This window comes from Shewanella sp. GJ50-10 (assembly GCF_055808815.1).
In genome coordinates, this window is record NZ_JBVVSS010000001.1 from 29,891 (window position 1) to 56,073 (window position 26,183).

General features: G+C 40.2%; 24 protein-coding genes and 1 other RNA gene. 14 read left to right on the plus strand and 11 right to left on the minus strand.

All coding sequences use genetic code 11. The annotated features are described in order from the left end of the window. Positions 1–3: 3 nt before the first annotated feature. The 3 genes from aroB (at position 4) to AC0L4E_RS00135 (ending at position 3,522) form a co-directional block, all read left to right on the plus strand. Positions 4–1,080 (plus strand): 3-dehydroquinate synthase, encoded by a 1,077-nt coding sequence (aroB, locus tag AC0L4E_RS00125; protein WP_473677476.1) that lies wholly within the window; start codon positions 4–6, stop codon positions 1,078–1,080. A gap of 28 nt (positions 1,081–1,108) precedes the next feature. Beyond that, positions 1,109–2,584: an ATP-binding protein gene (locus tag AC0L4E_RS00130; protein WP_473677477.1), complete on the plus strand. Its 1,476-nt coding sequence runs from the start codon at positions 1,109–1,111 to the stop codon at positions 2,582–2,584. A gap of 98 nt (positions 2,585–2,682) precedes the next feature. Next, complete coding sequence (locus AC0L4E_RS00135) at positions 2,683–3,522, plus strand: Dam family site-specific DNA-(adenine-N6)-methyltransferase (RefSeq protein WP_473677478.1); 840 nt, start codon at positions 2,683–2,685, stop codon at positions 3,520–3,522. Positions 3,523–3,570: 48 nt separating this feature from the next. On the opposite strand, the gene AC0L4E_RS00140 is transcribed toward AC0L4E_RS00135, so the two are convergent. Then, entirely contained in the window at positions 3,571–3,753 is a 183-nt protein-coding gene (locus AC0L4E_RS00140; RefSeq protein WP_473677479.1) for a DUF2970 domain-containing protein, read from the minus strand. Then, positions 3,753–4,121 (minus strand): hypothetical protein, encoded by a 369-nt coding sequence (locus AC0L4E_RS00145; RefSeq protein WP_473677480.1) that lies wholly within the window; start codon positions 4,119–4,121, stop codon positions 3,753–3,755. Before AC0L4E_RS00145 ends, AC0L4E_RS00140 begins: the two co-directional genes overlap by 1 nt. A 309-nt stretch (positions 4,122–4,430) precedes the next feature. Between AC0L4E_RS00145 and rpe the strand changes: the two genes are divergently transcribed. From rpe to trpS, 3 genes are read left to right on the plus strand one after another with little or no spacing between them, the layout of a single operon-like run. Continuing rightward, entirely contained in the window at positions 4,431–5,105 is a 675-nt protein-coding gene (rpe, locus tag AC0L4E_RS00150) for a ribulose-phosphate 3-epimerase (RefSeq protein ID WP_473677481.1), read from the plus strand. A 2-nt stretch (positions 5,106–5,107) separates the two neighbouring features. Next, positions 5,108–5,848 (plus strand): phosphoglycolate phosphatase, encoded by a 741-nt coding sequence (locus AC0L4E_RS00155; RefSeq protein ID WP_473677482.1) that lies wholly within the window; start codon positions 5,108–5,110, stop codon positions 5,846–5,848. Between the two features lie 34 nt (positions 5,849–5,882). Further along, on the plus strand, positions 5,883–6,884 hold the full coding sequence (gene trpS / locus AC0L4E_RS00160; protein WP_220752458.1) for a tryptophan--tRNA ligase: 1,002 nt from the start codon (positions 5,883–5,885) through the stop codon (positions 6,882–6,884). A 119-nt stretch (positions 6,885–7,003) separates the two neighbouring features. On the opposite strand, the gene AC0L4E_RS00165 is transcribed toward trpS, so the two are convergent. Continuing rightward, positions 7,004–7,909 (minus strand): LysR substrate-binding domain-containing protein, encoded by a 906-nt coding sequence (locus AC0L4E_RS00165; protein ID WP_473677483.1) that lies wholly within the window; start codon positions 7,907–7,909, stop codon positions 7,004–7,006. Positions 7,910–8,068: 159 nt separating this feature from the next. Here AC0L4E_RS00165 and AC0L4E_RS00170 point away from each other — a divergent pair, with 159 nt between their 5' ends. Next, positions 8,069–8,941, plus strand: coding sequence for a DMT family transporter (locus AC0L4E_RS00170; RefSeq protein WP_473677484.1), 873 nt, complete (start codon positions 8,069–8,071; stop codon positions 8,939–8,941). 95 nt (positions 8,942–9,036) lie between these two features. Here AC0L4E_RS00170 and AC0L4E_RS00175 read toward each other — a convergent pair whose 3' ends face one another. From AC0L4E_RS00175 to AC0L4E_RS00190, 4 genes are all read right to left on the minus strand, one after another. After that, a complete protein-coding gene (locus AC0L4E_RS00175; RefSeq protein ID WP_473677485.1) occupies positions 9,037–9,609 on the minus strand; it encodes a BON domain-containing protein in 573 nt (190 codons plus the stop codon). Further along, positions 9,606–10,199 (minus strand): phosphoheptose isomerase, encoded by a 594-nt coding sequence (locus tag AC0L4E_RS00180; protein ID WP_102527688.1) that lies wholly within the window; start codon positions 10,197–10,199, stop codon positions 9,606–9,608. Before AC0L4E_RS00180 ends, AC0L4E_RS00175 begins: the two co-directional genes overlap by 4 nt. Before the next feature lie 79 nt (positions 10,200–10,278). Beyond that, positions 10,279–10,614 (minus strand): YraN family protein, encoded by a 336-nt coding sequence (locus tag AC0L4E_RS00185; protein ID WP_473677486.1) that lies wholly within the window; start codon positions 10,612–10,614, stop codon positions 10,279–10,281. Positions 10,615–10,651: 37 nt separating this feature from the next. Then, positions 10,652–12,475: a penicillin-binding protein activator gene (locus AC0L4E_RS00190; RefSeq protein ID WP_473677487.1), complete on the minus strand. Its 1,824-nt coding sequence runs from the start codon at positions 12,473–12,475 to the stop codon at positions 10,652–10,654. Positions 12,476–12,564: 89 nt separating this feature from the next. Here AC0L4E_RS00190 and rsmI point away from each other — a divergent pair, with 89 nt between their 5' ends. Beyond that, positions 12,565–13,407: a 16S rRNA (cytidine(1402)-2'-O)-methyltransferase gene (gene rsmI / locus AC0L4E_RS00195; RefSeq protein WP_473677488.1), complete on the plus strand. Its 843-nt coding sequence runs from the start codon at positions 12,565–12,567 to the stop codon at positions 13,405–13,407. 80 nt (positions 13,408–13,487) lie between these two features. Continuing rightward, positions 13,488–13,831: RNase P RNA component class A (rnpB, locus tag AC0L4E_RS00200), an RNA gene on the plus strand. A 90-nt stretch (positions 13,832–13,921) separates the two neighbouring features. On the opposite strand, the gene AC0L4E_RS00205 is transcribed toward rnpB, so the two are convergent. Continuing rightward, a complete protein-coding gene (locus AC0L4E_RS00205) occupies positions 13,922–15,205 on the minus strand; it encodes a carbohydrate porin (protein WP_473677489.1) in 1,284 nt (427 codons plus the stop codon). A 331-nt stretch (positions 15,206–15,536) separates the two neighbouring features. Here AC0L4E_RS00205 and rihA point away from each other — a divergent pair, with 331 nt between their 5' ends. Both rihA and rbsK read left to right on the plus strand, forming a co-directional pair. Continuing rightward, complete coding sequence (rihA, locus tag AC0L4E_RS00210; protein ID WP_473677490.1) at positions 15,537–16,469, plus strand: pyrimidine-specific ribonucleoside hydrolase RihA; 933 nt, start codon at positions 15,537–15,539, stop codon at positions 16,467–16,469. A gap of 71 nt (positions 16,470–16,540) precedes the next feature. After that, positions 16,541–17,464, plus strand: a complete 924-nt coding sequence (gene rbsK / locus AC0L4E_RS00215) for a ribokinase (RefSeq protein ID WP_473677491.1) — start codon at positions 16,541–16,543, stop codon at positions 17,462–17,464. 114 nt (positions 17,465–17,578) lie between these two features. Here the strand turns inward: rbsK and AC0L4E_RS00220 are convergent, their stop codons facing one another. The 3 genes from AC0L4E_RS00220 to AC0L4E_RS00230 all read right to left on the minus strand — a co-directional run bounded on the left by AC0L4E_RS00220 (position 17,579) and on the right by AC0L4E_RS00230 (position 19,354). Further along, entirely contained in the window at positions 17,579–18,289 is a 711-nt protein-coding gene (locus AC0L4E_RS00220) for a DUF6445 family protein (protein WP_473677492.1), read from the minus strand. A 235-nt stretch (positions 18,290–18,524) separates the two neighbouring features. Beyond that, positions 18,525–18,782, minus strand: a complete 258-nt coding sequence (locus tag AC0L4E_RS00225) for a YdcH family protein (protein WP_473677493.1) — start codon at positions 18,780–18,782, stop codon at positions 18,525–18,527. Between the two features lie 239 nt (positions 18,783–19,021). Further along, a complete protein-coding gene (locus tag AC0L4E_RS00230) occupies positions 19,022–19,354 on the minus strand; it encodes a TM2 domain-containing protein (RefSeq protein ID WP_473677494.1) in 333 nt (110 codons plus the stop codon). A gap of 583 nt (positions 19,355–19,937) precedes the next feature. Between AC0L4E_RS00230 and AC0L4E_RS00235 the strand changes: the two genes are divergently transcribed. From AC0L4E_RS00235 to AC0L4E_RS00245, 3 genes are all read left to right on the plus strand, one after another. Further along, positions 19,938–22,274: a patatin-like phospholipase family protein gene (locus AC0L4E_RS00235; protein ID WP_473677495.1), complete on the plus strand. Its 2,337-nt coding sequence runs from the start codon at positions 19,938–19,940 to the stop codon at positions 22,272–22,274. Between the two features lie 331 nt (positions 22,275–22,605). Continuing rightward, on the plus strand, positions 22,606–22,911 hold the full coding sequence (locus AC0L4E_RS00240) for a DUF3144 domain-containing protein (RefSeq protein ID WP_473677496.1): 306 nt from the start codon (positions 22,606–22,608) through the stop codon (positions 22,909–22,911). A 1,093-nt stretch (positions 22,912–24,004) separates the two neighbouring features. Beyond that, on the plus strand, positions 24,005–26,140 hold the full coding sequence (locus tag AC0L4E_RS00245; protein WP_473677497.1) for a bifunctional 2',3'-cyclic-nucleotide 2'-phosphodiesterase/3'-nucleotidase: 2,136 nt from the start codon (positions 24,005–24,007) through the stop codon (positions 26,138–26,140). Positions 26,141–26,183: the final 43 nt, after the last annotated feature.

Sequence of the window (26,183 nt, forward strand, 5' to 3'; positions counted from 1 at the left end):
TTTATGCAACAAGTTCAGGTTGAATTAGGTATAAGAAGTTATCCCATTTTTATTGGCCAGAATTTATTGCAGCAAAACGCTTACCTCTCCGATTACCTTTCTGGTAAAAAAGCACTCGTAGTCACCAATGACACTATAGCTCCGTTGTACTTAGAACAAGTCCAACAAGCTATGGTCAGGTGTGCTGAAGTGGGTGCTGTTGTGCTGCCTGATGGTGAGAAATATAAAGATCTCACCCATTTGGATTTGATATTTTCTGCTCTATTAGAAAATAACTTTGCACGTGACTGTGTGATAGTTGCATTAGGTGGTGGTGTCGTTGGTGACATGGCCGGCTTTGCTGCATCTTGCTATCAGCGAGGTGTAGAGTTTATTCAAATTCCTACCACACTGTTATCCCAAGTTGATTCCTCTGTCGGTGGTAAAACTGCGGTTAATCATCCATTAGGTAAAAATATGATCGGGGCATTTTATCAGCCTCAATCAGTACTTATTGACACTAATTGCTTATCTACATTACCTGCTAACGAGTTTGCAGCAGGGATGGCGGAAGTGATTAAGTACGGTATTATTTGGGATGCTGAGTTCTTTGGTTGGTTAGAGCAAAATGTTGAGCCGCTTAAGGCGCTTGATAATAATGCTTTAACTTATGCTATTGCTAGATGTTGCCAAATTAAAGCTGATGTCGTTGCAGAAGATGAAACTGAGCGTGGTGTTAGAGCTTTATTGAATCTCGGCCATACTTTTGGTCATGCAATTGAAGCTGAAATGGGCTATGGAGTTTGGCTTCATGGTGAAGCGGTCGCAACAGGTACCATTATGGCGGCGCTAACATCGTTAAAGCTTAATTTAATTCAGCAGCAAGACTTCGATAGGATCACTCGCATAATGCAAGCGTTTGACTTACCTATCACCTCTCCAGATACAATGACGTTTGATAGTTTTATCAAACATATGCAACGAGACAAAAAAGTATTGGCCGGCCAAATTCGTTTGGTATTACCGACTTCTATAGGTACTGCTGATGTATTCTCTGATGTAAAAGAGTCGTTACTCGCAGAAGTCATTAGCCAAGTTTAAGCTAAAGTTTACGTCTAATGGTGGGCTTTTGGATATCCAACAAACGCTATTGTTACCTTCGCAAGAAGCTTTAGTTCAGCGCCTAGAACATATTGCGAGTTATAGTGAGCAACTGGTGCTTGTTTCTGGCGCAAAGGGCTCAGGTAAAACCACATTAGTCACTGCGCTTGCGAGTGAGTTAGATAACTATAATTCAGCTTTAGTTATCTGTCCTATGCATGCTGAAAGTGCAGAAATTCGCCGTAAGATTCTGGTTCAATTAATCTCTTCCCCCATTTTTGATGATGCGTTACCTCTGGCTGATACTCTTCTAAGGATCCAGACAAACTTAACTAAACCCTTGCATATCATTATTGACGACGCACAACATATGCCTCGTGAGTTATGGGCTGAATGTTTGGTTTTGACCCAAATAAGATGTGCCGGAAAACCCATTTCAATTACATTCACGATAGAACCGGATTCTTTAGCAGAATTAAACCTCGAATTAACTGAAGCCATGCATGCGTTACTACTTCATGTAGAAATCGAACCATTATCATTGGCTGAGCGTGAAGGTTTGTACCGCACATTACTCATTAGAAGTAATAAAACCCCTTTTATTCCTCGTGAAATTATTCAAGCGCAAATAGGAAAACAATCTGGTACGCCAACTGAAGTTTTAGCTTTACTTAAAAAAGCACTGGAAGATAAGCCCGAAGAAGTTAAAAAATGGCCTAAGTATTTGCCTTGGTTAGCAGTATTTTCTGTATTTGTTCTGACAACTGCTTTAGCAGCAGGAATGTATTTATTTCAAAGTGATCAGCAAATTGAAAAGGAGCCGGTTTTATTATTTACGGCTTATACAATGCCAGAGTCAGACGCGCAGTGGTTTGTTTATCATTATGGCCGTTCAACGGTAACACCAGCTCTTAATATGAATATTACCGTATCAGAGTCAAAACAAGACATTAAGCTAGATAATCAAATTTTTACTGATGAGGCGCTTGTTCACCAGAACAATATTGAATCAACCTTTACTGTGATGTCTGAATCAAATAATGAAGTAATTAATCAGCAAAAAGATGAAAATGACACTGCTGATACCAATGATGTTAGCGAAAATCATCAAGTAGAATTTGAAAATCCAGATGTGCAGGTAGCAGATGTTGCTGAAGAAGGCACCATAGTAGAACGAGACAAACTTGAAGTCAGCGTAACTAACGAGTCTGACAGCCATATCGTGCAATTAACTGACCGAGTCGGGTACACCTTGCAGATAGCCAGTGTACGGGAACCAAAGTCACTTAATAATATCCTGCAACAGCTTGAAAGCTTCCAGCAAAGTGAATCTGAATTAGTACAAGCTAATTTCAAAAACCGGCATATCGTCTTGTTTGGTCAATTTGACAGTGTAATCGAAGCGCAGCAGGCATCTGATTTACTGCAACAAGAGCTGGCTTTAACTGCCCCGTGGGTTAGGAAATGGAGCGATCTCAAGGGATATGAAATCAAATCGAATTAAACGCTTAAAAAGCCATTGGTTTAGATGATTCAAACAATGATTATTCTTATTAAAAAGAGTACAATCATCTGCTTTAATTTTGCTAGTAACTGGTATTCATGACTAAAAAGCATAGAGCCTTTCTTAAGTGGGCGGGTGGAAAATTTAAACTCGTTGACGAGCTAGCAAAACACTTACCTCAAGGTAAAAGGTTAATAGAGCCCTTTGTGGGAGCAGGATCAGTCTTTTTAAATACTGATTATGAAGAGTACCTGCTATGTGATATTAATCATGATCTGATTAACCTCTATAATATCGTTAAAAATGAACCTGATGCGTATATTGCAGCAGCAAAAGCGATGTTTGTTCCTGAAATGAATGACAAGGAACAATACTACCGCATTCGCACCGAGTTCAATCAAACCAAAGATCCTTTCAAGCGCTCTGTATATTTTCTGTATATGAATCGTCATGGTTTTAATGGCTTATGTCGTTATAATCGAAAAGGCGGCTTTAATGTTCCTTTTGGTTCATATAAAAAGCCTTACTTCCCAGAAGAAGAGCTTCGTTATTTTTCAGTAAAAGCCCAAAAAGCGACATTCAAATGCGTGAGCTATCAGCAAGCATTCGAAATGTCCTTATCTGGTGATGTGATTTATTGCGATCCGCCGTATGCCCCTTTATCAACAACAGCGAGCTTTACTACTTATGTTGGTCCAGGTTTTAGCTTAGATGACCAAGCTCTTTTGGCGAGACAATCACGCCATACCGCGCTAGAGCGTGATATTCCTGTATTGATCAGTAATCATGATATTCCACTGACTCGTGAACTATACCGAGGTGCAAAACTCGCCTCTATTGCCGTTCAGCGTAATATCAGTCAAAAAGGAAGTTCACGTAAAAAAGTGGATGAAATAATGGCTCTGTATGATCATCATTATCAAGAAGTGATCGATTAATAAGTTTGGGCTTTGAGTGAGATAAATCAGAAAGGTTTTTTGATTTATTTAGCTTAAGACTTGGTTAACAATAAAAATCAAAGAAAAAATCATTAGTACAGCTAAAGCTATTCCCATAAAAATGAAAGGCAGTGGAGAGTTGTTTTGTTTGAAATCTCGCTGGCGATTATCTTCCGTTTGCACCCCAAAAAATGCGGCTACAGTGCTGGTAAATACCCGCCAAATTGACATTAAATAGCGTTTGGATTGTTTGTTGGCATGTCACTGATAGGTTTGCTTTTTTCGCTACCATGTAACAGCTCTAGTAAATCTAAGAAATGAAACTGACTTGAACGGCTATTGCCCGTAACCCAGCTGCCCCAGCTAACATCGTCAGATTGAGTTGCACAGCGGTTATTAGGGTGGCTGCTTGGTAAGCTAGAATTGTAAGTGGCATTGTCAGAGCAAGCGCAATTTTCAGCGAATAACTGCTCGCGATTATCAGATGTCGCAAAGTAAGCAACAAACATTAATGCACTAGCTGAAAAAATACTTAATACAGGCTTTAACGTCACCTTGCCTGTTTGGTAGGTGTTCATTTTTCGCTGATTGCACATCATAAGGGCTGTCCTTGTCTCATACTTTCAGATTGAATAAATAAACGTGTCCTCAATAATTGTTTTACGATCCATGAAGATGTAAGGACCAAGAACTATATATTGAAAAAAGACACAGTGACGTAGGTCGCATTATAGCAAATTTGTCTAGTTAATGAACATCTATATACTGTGATCTAGATCAATTTAATACTTACAGGTTATTAAAATTTACATTTATTGACGCTAACAAAGTTTTATTACTGTTTGTGACTAGAGCGTTTTCTCTGCAAAGGGTAAAATAAGGCCACTTTTAATAGCTTCGAGAAGACTATGCGTCCATTTCTGATTGCCCCATCTATTTTATCTGCCGATTTCGCCCGTTTAGGTGATGATGTTCAAGCCGTACTAGATGCTGGTGCTGACGTTGTTCACTTTGATGTTATGGATAATCACTACGTACCGAACCTGACAATCGGTCCTATGGTTTGTCAGGCTTTACGTGATTTTGGTATTACTGCGGATATCGATGTGCACTTAATGGTGAAACCTGTTGATCGCATCATTCCTGATTTTGCGAAAGCAGGCGCTTCAATTATTACATTCCACCCTGAAGCCTCAGAGCATTTAGACCGTAGCCTGCAGCTGATTAAAGAGTCAGGTTGTAAAGCAGGTTTAGTATTTAATCCGGGTACACCACTGCATTACCTTGATCATGTGATGGATAAGTTAGATGTGATTCTATTGATGTCTGTAAACCCAGGCTTTGGCGGACAATCATTCATTCCATCGACGCTTGATAAGCTAAGACTAGTGCGTGAAAAAATCGATGCAAGCGGTTTTGATATTCGTCTTGAAGTTGATGGTGGCGTTAAAGTGGATAACATTGCTGAAATTGCCGCTGCCGGTGCTGATATGTTTGTTGCGGGCTCAGCGATTTTTAATCAGCCAGACTATAAAACAGTGGTTGATGAAATGCGTGCAGAACTAGCCAAAGTTGATGCTTAATCATGGCTGACTTTACTAAGGTTAAAGCCATTGCTTTTGACTTAGACGGCACGCTTATCGATAGTGTGCCGGACTTAGCTGCAGCTACTCAAGCAACCTTAGCAGAGCTTGGACTGGCAACCTGCTCAGAAGCACAGGTCAGGAACTGGGTTGGTAATGGCGCAAAAGTCTTGATGCAGCGCGCTCTGCAGAATGCGAATAGCTCAGCTAATGCTTTAACTGAAAGTACGTCAACTGAAAGTGCATCGACTAACGAAGTTTCTGAAGCTGAGCTTGATGCCGCAATGCCTGTCTTTATGGTGCATTATCAGCAACACCTTCAAAAACACAGTCTGCTATATGCTGGCGTAGTAGAAACGTTAAATACGCTTAAAATATCAGGCTATCCTTTAGCGATAGTTACCAATAAGCCACATCATTTTACTGTGCCATTATTAAAGGCATTCGAAATAGATGCCTTGTTTGATTTGGTACTAGGCGGCGACTCGTTAGCTAAAATGAAACCCGATCCTATGCCACTCACTCATATTTTGAATGAATGGCAACTTGAATCCGAACAGTTATTAATGGTTGGGGATTCAAAAAATGACATATTTGCGGCAAAAGCTGCTGGAGTAAGCTCAATAGGCTTGACCTATGGGTACAACTACGGTGAAGATATCGGGCTGAGCGGCCCAACTGCGGTATGCGAACAATTTAATCAGATTTTAGCCTTATTACCTTCTGTTAAAACTAACGGCTAAAACTAACTGCTAAATCAATGGAGCAATAAAACAAATGACTGCAAAACCTATCGTGTTTAGTGGTGCTCAACCATCAGGTGAGCTAAGTATCGGAAACTACATGGGCGCGCTTCGTCAGTGGGTTGGTATGCAAGACAGCCACGATTGTATTTATTGTGTCGTTGATTTACATGCAATTACAGTTCGACAAGATCCTGAAAAACTTCGCGCTGCTTGCTTAGATACACTCGCCATTTATCTGGCTTGTGGTATCGATCCTGACAAAAGTACTGTGTTCTTACAGTCGCAAGTTCCACAACATACTCAATTAAGCTGGGCATTAAACTGTTACACCCAAATGGGTGAACTTAATCGTATGACTCAGTTTAAAGATAAGTCTCAAAAACATGCCAACAATATCAACGTTGGTTTGTTTGATTATCCTGTATTGATGGCTGCTGATATTTTACTTTATCAAGCGAATGAAGTGCCTGTTGGCCAAGATCAGAAGCAACATTTAGAACTAACTCGTGATATTGCGACGCGCTTTAATAATGCATATGGCGATACCTTTGTTGTGCCTGAACCATTTATTCCAGAAACTGGCGCCCGCGTGATGTCATTGCAAGAACCGACCAAGAAGATGTCTAAGTCGGATGAAAACCGTAATAATGTTATTGGCCTACTTGATGATCCAAAAGCGATTATGAAGAAAGTTAAAAAGGCGATGACAGACAGTGAAGAGCCACCAGTTGTCCGTTTTGATGTTGAAGAAAAGCCAGGTGTGTCTAACTTATTAAGCCTTATGTCAGGTTGTAATGGTCAATCAATCGAGTCGATTGAAAAAGACTTTGAAGATAAAATGTATGGTCATTTAAAAGTGGCTACAGGTGAAGCCGTTGTTGCTATGCTTGAACCAATACAAGAGCGTTTCCATAAGATCAGAGCTGACGAAGAGTATTTAAATTCAGTATTTAAAGCGGGTGCTGAAAAAGCTCAAGCTCGTGCTGAAGAAACGATTAAAAAAGTGTACGAAAAAATCGGCATGATTGTTTAGGTAATCATTAAAAGTTAAGCACTAAAAGTTGAGTCGCTAAATAGCTACTGACTAAATCTATATTGATAAATAAAAGCCAGCATGAATGCTGGCTTTTTTGTTGATGATGTTTAGCTATTTCATGTCGATTGAGATTGCAGCTTCAACCATTCAATAAAGCTAGCTATTGCAGGTTCTCTTTGCCTGCGTTGTTTACAGCTAAAGTTAAAATCAAAACCAGTTAAAATATCAGGTAGGTTCAGCGCCACTAACCTCCCTGAGTCAATATCATCTTTGACCATAAAGTCGGATGCTAGCGCAATGCCTTGATGGACTAATGCTGCTTCAATGGCAAATAACACGTGGCTAAAAATATGCTGTTGTTGCAAGGCTGAAGGTGTCAGTTTGTTTGCCTTGAACCAGCGCTGCCAGTCAATCCCTAACTGGCCTTCATCGACGGTTAGCAATACAGCGTCAGTTAAGCGATCTTTTAGCTGTTGAGTATCGTTTGTGGGCTTAACCAACCATTGTTTGATGTATTCGGGACTGGCCACAGGTATCAAGCGTTCTTTATGTAAAGTTAAGTGACTGTAACCTTTATGATCTGATTGGTCAGAGATAAACATGTCAGCGACGCTATCACTTAATTGTGGATTACTGGCAATCATATCTAAACGAATATCAATTTGAGGATGAAGTTTACGGAACTCACTTAATCTAGGAATAAGCCACTTAATCGCAAATGAACTGTAAACAGCCAAACGTAATTGCTGACTGTCATTACCTGTGATTTGTTTACTCACGTCAGCAAGCAAGTTGAGTGATGCCTCGGCTTGCTCAAATAGCAGTGCGCCTTTAGCTGTTAACTGCAATTGCCGCGTATTACGCATAAATAATGATTCACCATAATACTCTTCAAGCTGTTTTACTTGATGGGAGACAGCACTTTGGGTTATGCAAAGTTCATCAGCAGCGCGGGAGAAATGCTGTAAACGAGCTGCTGATTCAAATACTTGTAAAGAGCGTAATGGTGGAAGTTTTCTCATATCAATGCAGCCATTAAAAGTTAGGGTATGAATTTTGCACACAAAAAATATTCATTAATGAATTTAACTCATGAATGTATAAAAAACATCATTTCTGCTGCTCAAACTTGCTAGATATCATGCTTTTTCTGATTTTTAAGCCTTTAAGTAGAGAAAGCCATGAAACCGCATGTTGTTATCGCATTACTGATTTTAGTACTCGGTAATGTGTTTAGCGCCTTATACGATGTATCGATTAAGTGGCTACCCCAAGATGCTGATGTTGTTACATTTTTGCTCATCCGTCAGATGGGTTGTGTGCTAATGCTATTACCGTTTTGGTTTTTGGCGAGCAAACCCAATACTGCCAACTTTAAACTGCAATTACTGCGCGCAAACATCGGTGTGGTCACTTCAATCGCTTTAATCATCGGTTTATTGTCGCTCCCGCTAGCAACGGTGAGTTCAGTGTTTTTCTCGGCACCGATTATCATCATTGTTTTAGGCTATTTTTGGCTAAAAGAGCAAGTGACTATTAGCCAGTGGACAATTACTTTTTTAGGGTTTGCTGGAATCCTTATTTTGCTTAGGCCATCAGAAATGAGTTGGTCTGGGCTCGTAGTGTTAGTTGCTGCGATAACCTTCTCGATAAACCAAATTACATTGCGAAAACTCCCTCAAACTGAATCGCCTATTGTGACATTAATGCTTTATAACTTATTAAGCATTCCTGCTTTAGCAGCCATAGGAGTATGTATTGGTTTTGCCGAAATCTCTTGGTCGTTAGTGGGATTATCCTTGCTGAGTAATTGTTTTATATTGGCTTATCATTTCTGTTGTATCTTGGCCTATCGTAGTGCCAAAGCCAGTGATATTGCTGTGGCTGAATACTCGGGACTTTTATTCTGTATTTTCTTTGGCTGGCTGCTGTTTGGGGAGTGGTTAGATGCATTAAGTTGGGTAGGGGCTAGCTTGATTGTTCTGCCAACCTTAGTCGCTCCGTTTATGATCCGCTACTTGGCGACGCGCTCTACTAAGATTTCATTAAGTTAATAAAGGCTAAAAACGAAAAAATCATCGGACTTCAAGAGTGCGATGATTTTAGATTTTTTCTGCGGATAACATCAAGTTAGTTGTGTTTGTAAACCTTAATCAGAGTCTAAATATTCAAACACTTTAATGACTTTTCTCACCCCAGAAGTATTTCGAGTCACTTCGACAGCGAGATCGGCTTGATCGCGAGCAATTAATCCAAGCAGAAAGACTTCACCATTTTCAGTCACTACTTTTACCCGAGTGACATCTAAATCAGAATCGTTCAACATACGGGTTTTCACTTTAGTGGTGATCCACGTATCATTGCTTCGTGTGGTAAAAGAGGTCGGGTTACCGATACGAATTTGATTATGCAGCTTACCGCCAATCTCTAGCTCTTGTACCACTTTAATGGCTTTATCGCGCAGCATAGAGTTTGGCGATTGACCAATCATCAACACATTACTGTTCAGCACCACACCAGTAATATTGGTTTGGCTATGAATATCTTTGTGTTTAGACAATGCACTGGTGATTTCAAAATCGGCATTAGTATCGCTGATTTGCGTAGACATACTACGCTCATCATTAGCCATTTTAGCACCGCCAACAGCACCAACCATAACAACACCCGCACAGCCTTGAAGCAGAAACAGTATTGCTATGACAAGAACCGCTTTTATCATGCTTGCTCGTCCTGAGGGAACAGAGTACGGTCAATGTTGTCACATAGGCAGTGAATCACTAATAAGTGAACCTCTTGAATACGTGCCGTCACATTCGAAGGTACGCGAACTTCAACATCACCTTCACTCATAAAGCCAGCCATCGCGCCGCCGTCTTTACCAGTTAATGCAACAATAGTCATGTCACGACCTAGCGCAGCTTCCATCGCTTTAATCACGTTACCAGAGTTACCACTGGTTGAAATCGCTAATAAAATATCACCAGGTTGACCTAGTGCCATGATTTGCTTTGAGTAAATCTCGTCGTAGCTGTAATCATTTGCAATAGCAGTAATTGTTGAAGTATCACAGCTTAAGGCGATTGCTGGTAATGGTGGGCGCTCAATTTCGTAACGGTTAAGTAATTCAGCTGAGAAATGCTGCGCATCACCCGCACTACCGCCATTACCACATGCAAGAATCTTATTACCGCTTAATAGGCATTGAACCATCATTTCAGCCGCTTTCTCAATCGACTCTGGTAATGCTTCTGCTGCATCAATTTTAGTTTGAATTGATTCAGTGAAGCTGTCTTTAATACGTTCTAACATGGTTAAATCCTTACTCGGTAAAGTGTTGCTATCATGCTTAAATCACTATCTTGGCAGCATTATAGCTAAAATTGTCTATTTAAAAACACCCTTGCAGCCATTGTATGTCTTGGCCATTGATGGCAATCACATCAAAGCGGCACGGGGCATTGATTTTGTTTGTTTGTAAATATTGCTCTGCAGCTTTTCTGATACGCGATATTTGTGCTGCCGATAACGCATTTAATGCGCCACCAAATTGGGTTGAAGAGCGAAACTTTACCTCAACAAAGACCCAATATTGTTTATCCCGCATGATTAAATCTATTTCACCAAAACGATAACGCTGATTTTGAGTCACAAACTGTAGACCTTGTTGTTCAAGGTAAGTTCGAGCTAAAGTCTCAGCGTGTTGTCCTTGGCTACTTTGGTTCATAAAAGATGCTTCATAAAAGATGGCTCATAAAAATGCATCATAAAGGACGAAGCTGTCCTCGCTGGTATTTTCCCCAGCTCAACGTACGTTCAATGACACCGTTATTATCTACAGATAGTGCGCCACTGCGGCCGTTAAATTGGTAACCCGGGAAAGCACGCATCTGTGCTAAGCGGCTCACAAGCTCAAGTGAATCATAACCCATGATATATAAGCGCTTTTGGCCGTTATTCCAGTTACTCCATAGTTGACTTACCATGGTGGTTTCAGAGTTGGTGCCCATTAGCCAAGGAATATCACTGATCATCAGGTTATTAAGCTCTTGAGCTGATTGGGTAGAGTTACCATTTAATCGACTGCGGCTGGTGGTGTAAAGCGCAACAGGATCGGCAAATACACTGAAGTTAACATCTAAAAAAGGCTTCAGCAGGACTAAATCTTTAGAGGCTGAAATCATGTAGATAGCGTCGATATCACGGCGTGAACGAAAATCCGCTTCAATATTGTTACCAATCAGTTGTTTCATACGGGCAATACGCGCTTGACTGTCTTTGACGCCAAGGGCTTCTTGCACAGTGAGCTTCATTTGATCGCCACCATCGTAATAATGAATCTCAGCATTTTCTTCAGTCAGCTCAAACCATTTCTTGTTAAAGCTTTCCGCCATGCGTTTACCGGTAGAATCATTGCTAACTAATAACAGTGGCAAACTAATGCCATCATTAAATAAACGCAGGGCTGCATCACTGGCCTCTTGTGCTGGAGACAGTGAAAAATAGAACTGGTCGTTATTAGCGGTGAAGGTTTCAGTTTGATTTAAATAAAGCTGTGGAATGGTCATTACGCCTTGATCATTCAAGCTTTGCATTTCTTCAACAGCATTAGGGAGCAATGGGCCAATAACAAACTCAGCGCCCGCTTTAATGGCATCTTGATAAGCTTGTTCTACACCTAAATTGGTATCAAAAAAGTTAAGTTCGATTTGATCATCATATGCAGCCATGTAACTGGATAAAATGCCTTGCCTGATTGGCTCGGCAACTGCAGCACGTCGCCCTGTAAGCGGTAGCATTACGGCAATGCTTTGAGGTTTATAGGGTTTAGCATTAAGGGCTTTTTCTAAATCAGAAGGAAGTTTTACTGCCCCAGGATGATTTGGGTTAGCCTGTTGCCACTCACCTAGGTAACGCACTAGCTGTGATGGATCCACGGCATAATGCTTAGCAATATAGGCTAACTGTAACCAACCTGAGAAGGTTGGATTACTGGTATCATGCATAAAGCTTTTAATTGTTTCTTCATGCAGAGGCTGCAAGGTACGCCAAATCGTGTCATTAACCTCAAAGGCTTGCTCTTTCGGTAAATACAAACTCAGCGAGCTTAGCTGGCGTAACTCATCAATAGGTTGCTTAGTTTGATTAAATAACCGTGCTTTATATTGATGATAAGTCACACGTTGCCAGTTAGGTAAATCCCATTGGCTCGGATAGTTCAATATAGCCAGTGCGTCAGCATCTGAACGCGTTTGCTCAGCCACTCTTGCAGACAGATACAACCATTCGGCTTGTAAGCTCGGTTCTGGCTGTAAATTTGGCTTCATTGAGCTCAGTAATTTGTCAGCAGCAGTAAGATTACCTTCATTCACGTAGGCATGAGCGGCTAATAGCAAATATCTATCGCGCTCTTGTGGCTGCTCACTGTTACTCGCTGCAGATAAATAAATATTAGCAGTTTGAGTTACAGTCGCTAACGAACTATCAATAGCTTGTTTGTTATCAGTAGTTTGGGTTGCACAACCAAATAGTACAGTAGACAAAATGGCTGCGAAAACGAATTTTGTTGTAATCAGTCTTTTTAACACAGGGCTTCACTCTGGTAAGATGCTGTCTCTAGTTTAACCTGCTCTTTCACTTGGCGAAAGTCTTGATGATATTCAATACAGAGGTAGTTATGGACCTATCGGTCGCACTTTATATCGTTCCCACTCCTATTGGCAATTTAGGGGATATCAGCAACCGCGCGATCGAGGTATTAAATAATGTCTCATTGATTGCTTGTGAGGACACGCGTCATAGTGGAAAACTGCTTAGCCATTTCGGAATAGAAACCCGTAAAACAGCATTGCATGATCACAATGAACGCGACAGAGCGCAGTGGATTATTCAAAAATTAGGCTTTGGTGAAGCAGTCGCATTAATTTCGGATGCCGGCACACCATTGATTTCAGACCCTGGCTATCACCTAGTCAAACAAGTGCGTGAAGCAGGATTTGATGTTATTCCTTTACCTGGCCCATGTGCTGCTATTACCGCGTTAAGCGCATCAGGACTGCCGTCTGACCGATTCTCTTTTGAAGGTTTTTTACCGTCAAAAGAGAAAGGTCGTTTAGATAAATTAGCGGCTGTTAAAGAAGATCCACGTACACTGATTTTTTACGAATCACCACATCGTATTGTGCACAGCCTTGAATCTATTGTTGCCGCATTAGGTGACGATCGCGAAATCGTCATGGCGCGTGAAGTGACCAAAACATTCGAGACCTTTTTATCAGGCCCTGCAGGCGAAGTGCTGCAGAAAGTGAAAGATGATCCTAACCAGCAGCGTGGCGAGATTGTCTTAATGTGTCATGGTCATCGCACTGAAGTTGAATCAGAATTTTCAACCACTGTGATTAATACCTTAAAAATTCTGTGTGAAGAATTACCCTTAAAAAAAGCGGCAGCTGTTGCTGGGCAAATTTATGGTTTGAAAAAGAATGCCTTATATAAGCATGGATTAGAGATCGGACTTTAATTCGGGCGTTTGCCAGCATTTACGCTCAATTAACTATCTTTATGTTGGTGTGTTGCTGGTGGTTAGGCTATAATCCGCGCCGAGTTGGCCAGACAGTTGCTGCGTTCGCAAGAACGGGGAGGAAAGTCCGGGCTTCAAAGAGCAGGATACCAGGTAACGCCTGGGCGGTGTAAACCGACGACAAGTGCAGCAGAGAGAAGACCGCCAACTTCGGTTGGTAAGGGTGAAAGGGTGCGGTAAGAGCGCACCGGGCCACTGGTAACAGTTGGTTGCAAGGTAAACTCTATCCGAAGCAAGACCAAATAGGGTCCCGTATGGCGCTGCTCGCGTTGGGACCGGGTAGGTCGCTTGAGCCTGTGAGCGATTGCAGGCCTAGATGAATAACTGTCCACGACAGGACCCGGCTTATCGGCCAGCTCACCTAATAAATCAAAAAGCCCGTTTATCGAAAGATAAGCGGGCTTTTTGTTTACAACTGATTTAACTCAGAAACTAACTTTAACTGACGAATAACTTAAAAATAGTAACCGAAGTTAATATTGAAGCGCTTATTAGTATCACCATCACCGACCATGGTGCCACCAATAAAGGGTTGATTTTCCGCAACAACATAATCGAAGTAAGTATATAAACCTCCGGCAGAAACGGCCATACCAGTGACATTCATGAAGGTGTCTTCAAGTGACGCCGACTTACCTGTTACGAGAGAATAATCGTTATAAAAGGTTAGGTTCGATACTGGGCCAAAATCAACAGGTAGGCTGTATGCTACGTTAGCGATGTAAGTCGTCGCTTCTGCTGGGATTGAGTCATAGAAGTGGTAGGCTGCAACGACAATACGGTCAACATCCATGCCGTCAACGTCATAGGCATAATCGGTGACCTGTAATTTCACATTCCAGCGATCGTAATCAATAATACCGTGGACTGCAGCAGCAAAGTTATCGCCATCTGTGCCGTTGGCAATTTCCAGTTGGCCTGCTTGCACAGAGCCACCGAGTTCAAGACCTAGCTTATCGAAGGTAAAGTTGTGGGCGTAACGTAAATTGAAGGTATTCACTTCACCCGCTTCATAGCCTGCTGTTGGCGCATCATAAGCATCTTCGCCATCTAAGCGAATACCAACAACATCGTAGGCGTAGCGGTCTGTGCGATCTGATACATACCCATCGATACCACCTTGTTCGTCATTTTTATAGAAAGCTAAGTCAAACTGGTTTACATCACTTTTATAGGTGTAGTTCAGGCCCATATCGTGGTCATCTTCAAGACCAAGATAAAAATTAGAACTAAAAAAGTAGTTGTTTGATGCATAAGTCAGCATGCCGAATGGCACTTGAGTGACACCAATTTTGCCTTGTTGATTTTCATCAAAGTTATAACCAATCCAAGCGTGCTGAACTACGTTCATGTATTCAAACCAGCGGTATTGGGCTGAATAAATTAAGTCGCCATAACTGCCAGATACATCAATACGGAATAGATCAAAGTCAAAATCGCCACCGCGATCGGCATTGGCATCATTGAAGTCTTCATAGGAATAATTGACACGCACAGCGCCACCAAAGTTAACTTTGGCTTCGGTTTGTTCAACCACCTCAACTTCATTGACGATTTCGTTAACGACTTCAACTTCTATCTGTTCGGATGCTGGTGGTTGTTGTGCCTCTTTTTGTTGCGCTTCTAATTGTTCAATACGCTGTTTGAGGGCTTTTAGTTCTTCTTCAACGGTGGTTGCATTGGCACTAGCTGATAACGCTAAAGCAATACAAGAAGCGGCAAGTGTATAACGAGTCATCATATTTCCTATGGAGGGGAGTTAAGGGATGTGGGGTGTATGTTATCATTTTTAGGGTTTTGCTAATAGGATGTTTGCGTTAAGGTGCGACTATTAACCTATGTCACTAGGTGATATAGATCACGCTTATGGCATAAAGCGAGGTGTAGCAAACACAATGCTGAAAACATGGCAGGCTTTAGTCGTTGTCATTGTCTTTAGCTTAGTCATAGCCATCGTTTTTGTTTTCTCAACTATCCGACTTGGACATCTTCATCATTCTTAGATGAATATCACCTCCCTTACTTTTCTTTCATGATAATTTTGAGCTCATCTAAATAAGGAGTAAGCCATGAAGCGTCCAGTAATTCTTGATTGCGATCCCGGACATGATGATGCAATTTCGCTAATTCTCGCATTAAGCTCAACCGAACTCGACGTACTTGCCGTTACCACGAGTGCGGGTAATCAAACTCAAGCCAAAACACTGAATAATGCTTTGCGAGTGTTAACGCTTTTGGGTAGGCATGATATTCCCGTTGCTTCAGGTGCGCCTAAGCCATTGGCGAGAGAATTAATTATTGCTGATAATGTTCACGGTGAATCAGGCCTAGATGGACCTAAATTACCTGATCCAGCATTTGAACCAGTGGCGCAAACCGCAATTGAACTGATTGCTGAAAAAGTGCGTCAAAGTGACACCCCTGTGACCTTAATTCCTACGGGGCCATTAACTAACATTGCTATTTTCTTAACGGCTTATCCAGAGCTGCATGCCAATATTCACAGCATAGTATTAATGGGTGGCGCGGCTGGCGCAGGCAATTGGACTCCTGCTGCTGAGTTCAATATTTTCGTTGACCCAGAAGCTGCTGAAATCGTATTTAAATCAAAACTTCCTATTGTAATGTGTGGCTTAGATGTGACTCATGAAGCGCAAATTATGGATGAAGATATTGAGCGTATTCGTAGAATCGATAACCCAGTAGCTCAATGCGTCGCTGAGTTACTTGATTTCTTCATGATTTATCATCGCGATCCTAAATGGGGTTTTACAGGGGCGCCGCTACACGATCCTTGTACGATTGCATGGTTACTTAAACCTGAACTCTTTACGACGACAGACTGTTGGGTAGGAGTTGAAACGAAAGGTGAATATACCCAAGGCATGACGGTGGTAGATAGGTATCAACTTACTGACAACCCGCATAACGCTAAAGTCATGTTTAACATTGATCGCCCTGGATTTGTCGACTTTATCGTAGACTGTTTAGAGAAGTATTAAGCAGATGATTATTAGTCGAATCAGATTAACTCCGGTTGCATACAGCAGTGTGTAATCGGATAAAGGTAGCTATGAATAAATTATTAGTGATCGGTAGCGCAAATGCAGATCATGTATTGGCATTTGATTGCTTGCCCCAAGCCGGTGAAACCTTATTGAGTCAAGATTATCGCCTTGAACTGGGCGGCAAAGGGGCCAATCAAGCGGTTGCGGCAGCTAGACTTAAATCATCTACTCAACAGGTCGATTTTATTTGTGCACTGGGTGATGATGGCAATGGCGAATTGATGCGTCAAGCTTGGCAAAAAGATGAACTTGGGCTATCAGGTTGCTATAGCATTGCCAAGCAAAGCACTGGTACAGCGATGATTTTTGTCAGTAGCTCAGGAGAAAACAGTATCGGTGTCGTCGCGGGAGCTAATGCCTACTTATTGCCTGAACATATAACAGAGCAGCAAGACAAGTTTGCTCAAGCAAATTACATGTTGATTCAACTTGAAACGCCGCTTGATACTGTTTTAATAGCCTTAAAATTGGCTAAGGAGCATGACTGCACCACCATTTTAAACCCCGCACCTGCTGCAAATTTACCTAAAGCTTTATTATCACTTGTGGATATCATCACGCCGAATGAAACAGAAGCTCTAGCCTTAACAGGCATTAAGGTAATTGATACTGCATCGGCGGCAAAAGCCGCTGAGCAATTACATTCATTTGGGATTAATACTGTTGTGATTACTTTGGGTAGCCAAGGTGCATACTTGAGTGTGCAAACAGCCACAGAAATAGTGAGTGAGCTAATCCCTGCATTTGCTGTTACCGTAGTAGATACAGTCGCGGCAGGAGACACATTTAATGGTGGTTTAATGGTTGCGTTAGATGAGGGATTATCTATTCGAGAGGCTGTGATTTTCGCCAATAAAGCATCGGCGATTGCAGTTACTCGCCAAGGTGCGCAGCGAGGAATTCCTTATCGAGCAGAAGTTAATAAATAATGTGGGCTGATAAACTAAAAACTTTTTAATTTTTTAGTTTATAGAAAGCACTAAACCCCTAAATTATAGATTGGATAATATAGGAGTTTAATCTTCTAAATTTAAGGAAGACTGTTAATCATCAGTCATATAGAAAAATGTTATTGCTAAGCGTTTTTCTCGTTTATCTTTTCCAAAATATCCACTGGCACTATGGGCTATATTTCCCTTAAAAAGTATTAATCGATTAAATCTATTTTCGATACTAACGTCTTCATACCAAGCGCTTGGCGGTAAACTTTGAGTATTCAATGCATCTACCAAATTTAAATATGGTTTATTTACAGTGTTACCTCCTGCAGCGCCATTAGCATATTTTAAGCGGTAAAAAGAAGTGCCAGAATGGGGGGCAGGCTGCTTGTTGAGGTACAATACCGCACCGAAACGGCATAGTTTTCTGTTATCTACATGAGGTCGGGCATCACCTTCCTTTTCTCCAACTAAAATGGCAGTATTTGTGTCAACCACCACTTCCTTTGAGTCGGCAACCCAAATTTTTTCCTTACCAATTTTTTGTTTTATCCATTGTTCCACTAACTCTAATTCTTTTTTCTTTAGTGCATTTTTAGATCGCATCCCTGGCCAAAGTTCATCAGTATAAGGTTTGCCTAGCTTCCACTTGGTCTTGGTGTAGCATCGGTTAGCAATATCAGTCGCTTGTTTATCTGTAAAAAAGTTATCAGCGACCCAATAGTTGACGTTCTCTTCAGGTTTTTCATAGGGAAGTGTAGGGGAGTTAAATGGCACTTCTGGCAATGTTAGATCGGTTGAATATTTCTCATGCATGCTAAGGGTCTCTTTATAAGAGCAGTAAAACGACTCATTTATTATCATTATTAGTCACTAACATCATGGTAACAATATTTTGTATTTAAGGGCAATTGAAGCTAGTTATAGTGGAAGAGCTATCCTCACTTCAATAGATTAGCGATAGAGTGAACAGCTAGAATGAATAGGTAGTTGATTAAAAGGCTTAACAATGAGGGGAAATTATCCCCTCAATAGATGTAACTGAAAGTGGTTAACTCGCTTCTTGGTCGTGATGTTGTTTTAATTTTTGAAACAACACATCCTTTAAATTTGCGCGCTGTACTTTTAGTTGGTGCATATGTTCGTCATCAGTTGGGCTTCCTTCAACTTCTAACTCACGTATTTCATAGTCCAATAAATGATACTGCTTTGATAAGGCTTCAAACTCTTTGTCTTTGTGGTTTAAGTAAACAATGTCTTTTTTAAACTCTGGAAAGTCGAAAATAAGTGCGTGATTCTCATTTAACATAAGCAATCCTTGGAATGGTTAATTGAAACTCTTTGCTTTAAAGCTAAAGTCACTATAGCACTATGAAGTTTTACAAAGGGATATGTTTGAACGGTTTAGCGATCTAGGTAGCAAAAAACATACGGGTAAAGAAGGACGCTTTAGCAGAGTGAAGATTAAAAAACGCCTCATTAGTTTTTAATAAGGCGTTGATGACAGTTGTTGCACACGAGTGTTAATTAACAGCTTAAAAGAATGAGCTAAATAGCTCGTTTGCTATATCGCTGTTCAAAATTAAATGAGCTCATCTTCATGGTGCGAATTGAATCAACCCAGCCCATGACCATCGGTACTAAAGTCCAACTGAATACTAAGTAAAGGCTGCCTTTTAGGTGTTGGCCTAAATAGAATTTATGCAAACCTAAGCCACCGAATAAAAAGCCAAACCATATTGCGAATTTTTGATTCTTAATACGAATGTTTGGGTCAATGCCTGAAAGCGCTTCTAATCCCTGAACTGCCTGACATTGAGGGCAGGTAATGTGGTTAGAATCGATTTTTTGGCTGCATTGTGAACAGGCTATCTGAGGCATTACAAACTCCAATGGTCAATATTGCTAATGAAGCATTATGAGTACATGTGTGCGCTCAGTTCTAGTGTTCTAGATCTCACTATTAAAATAAAAAATAGCTTAGTGATGATGAATTACTTAAATAGATAAATATAAATGCTATTGACCGCTAAATATAAATTAAAGCTTTACTCTATAATTTTGTAAGTATTGGCTTTTTTCTTCATTTGTACGCTGGTGGGTTTCAAAGTGAAGTATTGAAATTGCAGTAAGTTAGAGTGTAATCAATAGCCTGAAATTAAAAATTGAATTCGCGCTTAAACGGTACGCTTGTTAATTTTGTTTGTCTGAATTGTGATTTGTATTAAAACTATTTTGCAGGTGATTGCGCTTTTTACTCATGTCACAGATTTTTGAATTGATCACCAATCCACTAAAACCACGAACAGCTACTTAATATAGTAGTTCATGTTTGAGCTCTGGGTAGCACTAGATTGTCTCTATTGTATTCAATATCGAGACAATAAAACTCGTAATCACTCCTTATTTCCTCATCATGTTCTCTCGTAAAATAGCGCCTTCAAATTTTTAAGGTGTTGTTCAATTGAAACAGATTTCTTGGTGGCAAAAAGCTTTAGCCCTTTTTTCAAAATCTATGGTTTTGGTATTTAGTTGTTATTTACCACAACTATTTGGCCAAGAGCTTGAAGTGGTTACGAATCACTCTATAACTCAAGTTGATAGCCCTTTATTGGTTTCAACCGCTACACCTCGCTTAAAAGTCGGGTTGGCGCTCAGCGGCGGGGGTGCTAAAGGCGCTGCACATGTTGGTGTTCTGCGTTATTTAGAAGCCAATAACATAGCAATAGATTACATAGCTGGAACCAGCATTGGTGCATATGTTGGCGGGTTATACGCATTGGGTTATAGCGCCGATGACATTGAACACATTATGTTAGCCCTAGATTGGACCAGTGGCTTTGACGACAACGTACCTCGTAAGGCGTTAAATTATCATGATAAACAAGATTTTGACCGCTTTAATTTACCCTTCGATTTTGGCTCGTTAGATGGGGAAATCCTCATGCCTCAAGGTGTACTGCGTGGGCAAACAATGGGTAATCTGTATATTCGCTCTGCAGGGGTAGTGCCGCAGCAGAAGTCGTTTGATGAGTTAGCTATTCCATTTAAAGCAATTGCGACAGATGTCAGTACAGGTAATGCGGTGGTGCTTGAGTCGGGTAATTTACTCGCTGCAATGCATGCATCGGCTTCTGTGCCTGGCATTTTGCAGCCCGTTGAAATCGACGGTAAGTACCTTGCCGATGGAGGAATGGTAAGTAACATGCCTGCAGATACGGTCAGAGAAATGGGCGCTGATGTAGTGATTGCTATTGATATCGGCGCTGAACTTGCGCCAAAGGAGCAGCTAAAGAACAGCTTTGCCATACTCGGTCAGTTATCGACAATTATGACTCGTGCGAATGCAGTAGAGCAAATCGACAACCTTCAACCCCAAGATATTCTTATTCGCCCTGACATAAGAGAGTTAGACACTACGGATTTCAGCACTATGCCCCTTGGATTTATTAAAGGCGAGCAAGCAGCTACCTCTTTAAAACAGCAATTATTGTCACTTCAATCAAGCCCTGAATATTATCAAGAGTATCAGTTACACCGTTTAGCCTATAAGCATGCATTACTTGATTTTCAGCAGCAACCGATTAACCAAGTAACATTAGTGAATAACAGTAAAGTTAACAGCAAACAAATCGAGTCAGCTTTAGCTATTTCAGCTGGTGATAATCCTGATACTGCAGATCTTGTAGCGGCAGTGGACCGAGTGTATGCGCTAAATGAGTTTGAGCGAGTAGAAGTAGAAACGATAGATCATGCTACTGATGACAAAGAGTTGATACTAAAAACACAGCGAAAAAGCTGGGGACCTAATTTCTTTGATATTGGCTTTTCGTGGGAAGAAGACTTTGCTGAAGTGTCGGATCTCAAACTTGATTTGATGTATTCGATGAATAACGTCGCAGGCACTGATGGCCAGTTACGTTTGGAGCTCACTTCAGGTCGTGAAAAACTGTTGGCTGCAGAATACCGTTTACCATTAGATGACTTAGATACATATTATTGGAAAACCCGCTACCAGCTTACCCAAGAAGAGCAACTCTATTACTGGGATAACGAACGCAGTTTAAGCACCGATAATACTGCCCATAACCTGAGTATGGCGCTTGGGTTTAATGTGGCTAACAACATGATTTTTGAACTCGGATTTTCGGCTGAAACCGGCAGTATTGAGGGAGCTTCGGCGCTTAAATTGGATATCGACTATGACACTTACTCAAGCTTTGCGCTGATAAGTTATGATTCTTTAGATAGCTATAGTTTCCCCAGTGAAGGTACCTTACTTTACTTGAAAGGTGCCTTTAACAAAGATCAGTTAGATCCTGTCATCATCCCTTTATTCGGCGAGGTGTTAGATGATACTGAGTTGTTCAATTATGACTTTGTCCTAAAACATGCTCAAAGTTTTAATCGACATACTGTCATCGGTAAGGTCAATCTTAGCGGAACCGATAGTAATCAAGTTAGCCTTATACATACCCAAAAGCTTGGTGGTTTTCTCAATTTATCAGGCTTCCATAAAGATGCACTAGTGGGCTCACAGCTTGCCTATGGTTCATTGGTTTACCAATATCGCATTGACTGGCATGGGATCGGCGGTAGAGCGATACCGATATACTTAGGTGCATCGGCTGAAGCGGGTAATGTTTGGCAATTTAAAAGTGAACGCGACTTAGACGATTTGATATATGCGTCGAGTATTTTTGTTGGCACCGAAACTGAATTCGGACCAGCAGTGCTCGGAATAGGCTATAACGACCAGCATCATAAAACAGTCTATTTAACATTAGGCAAAACCTTCTAAAAGAGCGGATAGTCTAGGCGACTCACTTTAGTTATTAATTTTAGTCGCTGGTGTATGAAAGCTCAGTTAATCCTGAATTGCCTGATATGATCACCAATCGAGCTTGAAGTAGACAGTTGAAATTCAGGGCTGGAAACTGAGTAAAACTAGGATTGATTGCTAGCAAAATGATGCGGGTCACAGTTATCAACAGTCACAACTACAGAGTGTGAACAATATTACGGTTTGAAGGCGTAAAAGCACGTAGGTTAATCTCACTAAAGATATGGCTCGCCGGAAATATGTCGGCTCATTATTGTCTTATTACTATCTCATTATTAGGGACCTAAGCATGTCAGAATCAAATCCAATGCCAAACAAAGCTTTTTTCGATCGCGCTAATGCGATTATTCAAGTGGCCAATGATCATAATCAAGACCCTGAAATTAAAACTGGCGAAATCAGTGCTTCATTCATGTATGCATTAACACGTTATAACGCTTGGTTTGGTTCTACAGGTTTTAAAACTGCAGAACAAATGCAGCTAAAGAAAGCAGAAATGATGAAGTATTATGTTGATGAGTATACCAAGATGCTAGAAGGCAATATGGACGACTATATTGCTAATTTCGACCAGTACCGCAAAACGCAAAAGTAAGGTTAGATTACAGGTCTAGTCAACGCATTAAACCTGACGTTAACTCAATATTCAAACCACTATTAATTCATTTGATAGTGGTTTTATTTTTTGTGTAATTCAATTTATATTTACTCTTTTCTAAATCTCACTACATCACTGTTCTTTATGATGGATTGTCAGTTTTTATTTTATTTATTGTAAAGATAAGCATGAAATAAAAATAATATAATAGCGATTGATTTTTAATGTTCATAGTTGCCTATTAAGCTTGTAATAAAAATGACACTTAACATTTTAATTTTTATAATTAAATGTTATTTAAAGGTGTTTTGTTGGTTGGGTATGTGTGGTATTTGCTTTGTGTAAACATTAAAATTACGTATTTTATAAAAAATAATTAATCTAGATTCTAATTTTTCTATTGTTACATTAGGTCTAATTTAATTTTTCGAGTGTTAATGAATCATTCAGAACTGAAAGTTAGCGATCATTTATATCTTTCTCACTAATCTTTATTGCCTACAATATCTACAAATGATGTTTTTTTCTTATTTTGAGAAAAATAAAATTACTACAAACTAAATTCATTGTAATTTTACAAACCTACGTTTCTCGTTATCTATATGTTTTTTATGTATTTTGCTTGGCGCTTCTTAATCATGTTCATACAGGAGGACATTGAGCTGTCTTTTGGTCGATATTTATCCGTTTATGAATACATAAGAACTCATGGCTAACTTAGTTATTTTTAACTTTCAAAACATCTTTATGCCAATTTAAATAAATAATTATTACTTGGTTTAATATTTTTGTAACTTTCTTAGTTGAACTTATTGATTGTAATTTGTGCTTTTTATGTAGTTTTATATTTTAGTTTTATTTCTTCGTTAAAAGTTATCCCGCCATTTGTTGGATATTTCATTGTTAATTTCTTCCTTTTTTAGGTTTATTGTTCTCTTTACTTGTTTATTAATTTTATTTAATTTATCGCCGTCTTTAAGAGTGTCAAAAATATTAGTTAATAGTTACTGCTTTATTTGGAAATTAGTTATTTCTTAAATAGGCGGTAATGATTTGAGTGAAAGAAATCAAATAATCCTTTGGAGTAAACATGAAATTTAATGCTAAGAAGCTTCTTCTTGTTTCAAGCGTTGCAGCAGCACTAGTTGGTTGTAGTAATTCATCTGACGATAAAAAAGATACTATTAGTATCGATCTTCGTTTAATGGAAACGACAGATATTCACAGCAACGTAATGCCATACAACTACTTTGAAAGCGCAGAACATAACGAAGTTAATTTACCTGAATGGGGCTTAGCACGTACTTCTTTAGTGATTGCAGAAACGCGCAAAGAAGTGGCTAACAGCATGTTGTTCGATAATGGTGATTTGGTTCAAGGCAGTCCAATGGGTGACTACATGGCCGCACTAGGTACTGAACATCTTAAGGGTGAAGCTCATCCAGTTTACAAAGCAATGAACCACTTAGAGTATGATGCGGCTAACTTGGGTAACCATGAGTTTAACTATGGTCTTGAGTATTTAGATGAAGCTCTAGAAGGTTCAGACTTCCCTTATGTTAGTGCTAACGTTTGGAAAGCTGACAGTTCACTTGAAAAAGTCAGTGATGCCGTTGACGAATGTGAAGTTCGCATCACTGAAGATTTCTATGAAACTGCTGAACATAGATATAACCCATATGTCATCTTAGATCGTGAGTTCATCGCTGATGATGGCAAGTCTCATAATGTTAAAGTGGGTGTGATTGGTTTCACTCCACCAGACATCATGGGCTGGGATGCTGCACACTTACTGTGTAACGTTGTTGTTTCTGACATCAAGAAAACTGCTGAGCATTATGTTCCGATCATGAAAGCAGAAGGCGCAGACGTGATTGTTGCAATCCCTCACTCTGGTCTAAATGATAACAATGATGAGTTTGCTGAAAATGCGACGTTACATCTGGCCTATGTTGACGGTGTTGATGCCATCATGTTCGGACATGATCATCGCGAGTTTCCGAATCAAAATGACGAATACGGCGATATCCCAGGTGTTAATCCGGAACTGGGTTTAATCAACAATATCCCTGCGACTATGCCTGGTGTTTGGGGCTCTAAGTTAGGTGTTATTGATCTGAAGCTTAACTCTGAAGATGGTGGTGAAACTTGGGTGGTTGACCACTCTCACTCAGCATCTGAACTTCGTTCATTAATACCTAATGAGTCTGATGCTATCGTTGAAGATTTAGTGGTTGTTGAGCATGAAGGCACAGTTGCATATATGGCTGATTCGATAGCAGATATCGACGTCAACATGAACAGCTTCTTCCCTCAAGTTGTACCTGACTTATCTATTCAAGTGGTTAACGAAGCCCAGCTTCACCAGTTAAACAAGTGGAAAGCTGAAGGTGAATTTGCCGATGCATCTGAAAATGCCATCTTCTTATCTGTATCTGCTCCATTTAAATCAGGCCGTAACGGTGCTCAAGACTACACCAACATTCAAGAAGGTGAGTTAACAAACGCATCTGTTGCTGATATCTATGTTTTTGATAACAACACCCCAGCCGTTTTAAAAATGACTGGTCAAGATATGAAAAACTGGATTGAATGGGTTAATTCAAATGCCTATAACAGCCTGCCTCTAGCTGAAGGTGAAAGATTCCTAGTTGAATCATTCCCTGGTTACAACTTTGACGCTTTCTTTGGCGGTTTCAGTGAAGCTGGTGAAGGTTTACTGAAGTACACAGTTAACGTTGAAAATGACTCTAAGTACATCAACATTAACGGTTTCGAGTACGAAGAAACTCAAAATGAGCAGTTAACTAGCCTGACTTACAACGGCGAAGTGATTGCTGACGATGCAGAAATCTATGTAATTACTAACAACTACCGCGCATCTAACTCTCGTATGCCTGGTGTTGATAAAGCTGAAATGGTTAAAGAAGAATTTGCATTCAATAACCGTGAGCTAGTGCAGTACTACTTAGAAGATCGCTTAGCTGAACAAGAAGGCACTGAACTTGCTTTCCCAAATGCTAAAGTGTTCCAACTTGAAGCACCAAATACTAATAGCGTTTGGTTCGCATCAGCGACATTAGATGAAGCTTCACGTTGTGCATCTGAGGAAATTACTGGTTTATCTACTGACGATGAATTAGGTACTAAAGAGGGTACTGAAGGTTTCACTATCTTCAACTTTAACTTCGATTACAGCGGTGAATTCAACTGTGCTGCTAAATAATATTTAGCTTAAAGAAAATTATCAACTGACGTTAAATGGTTCT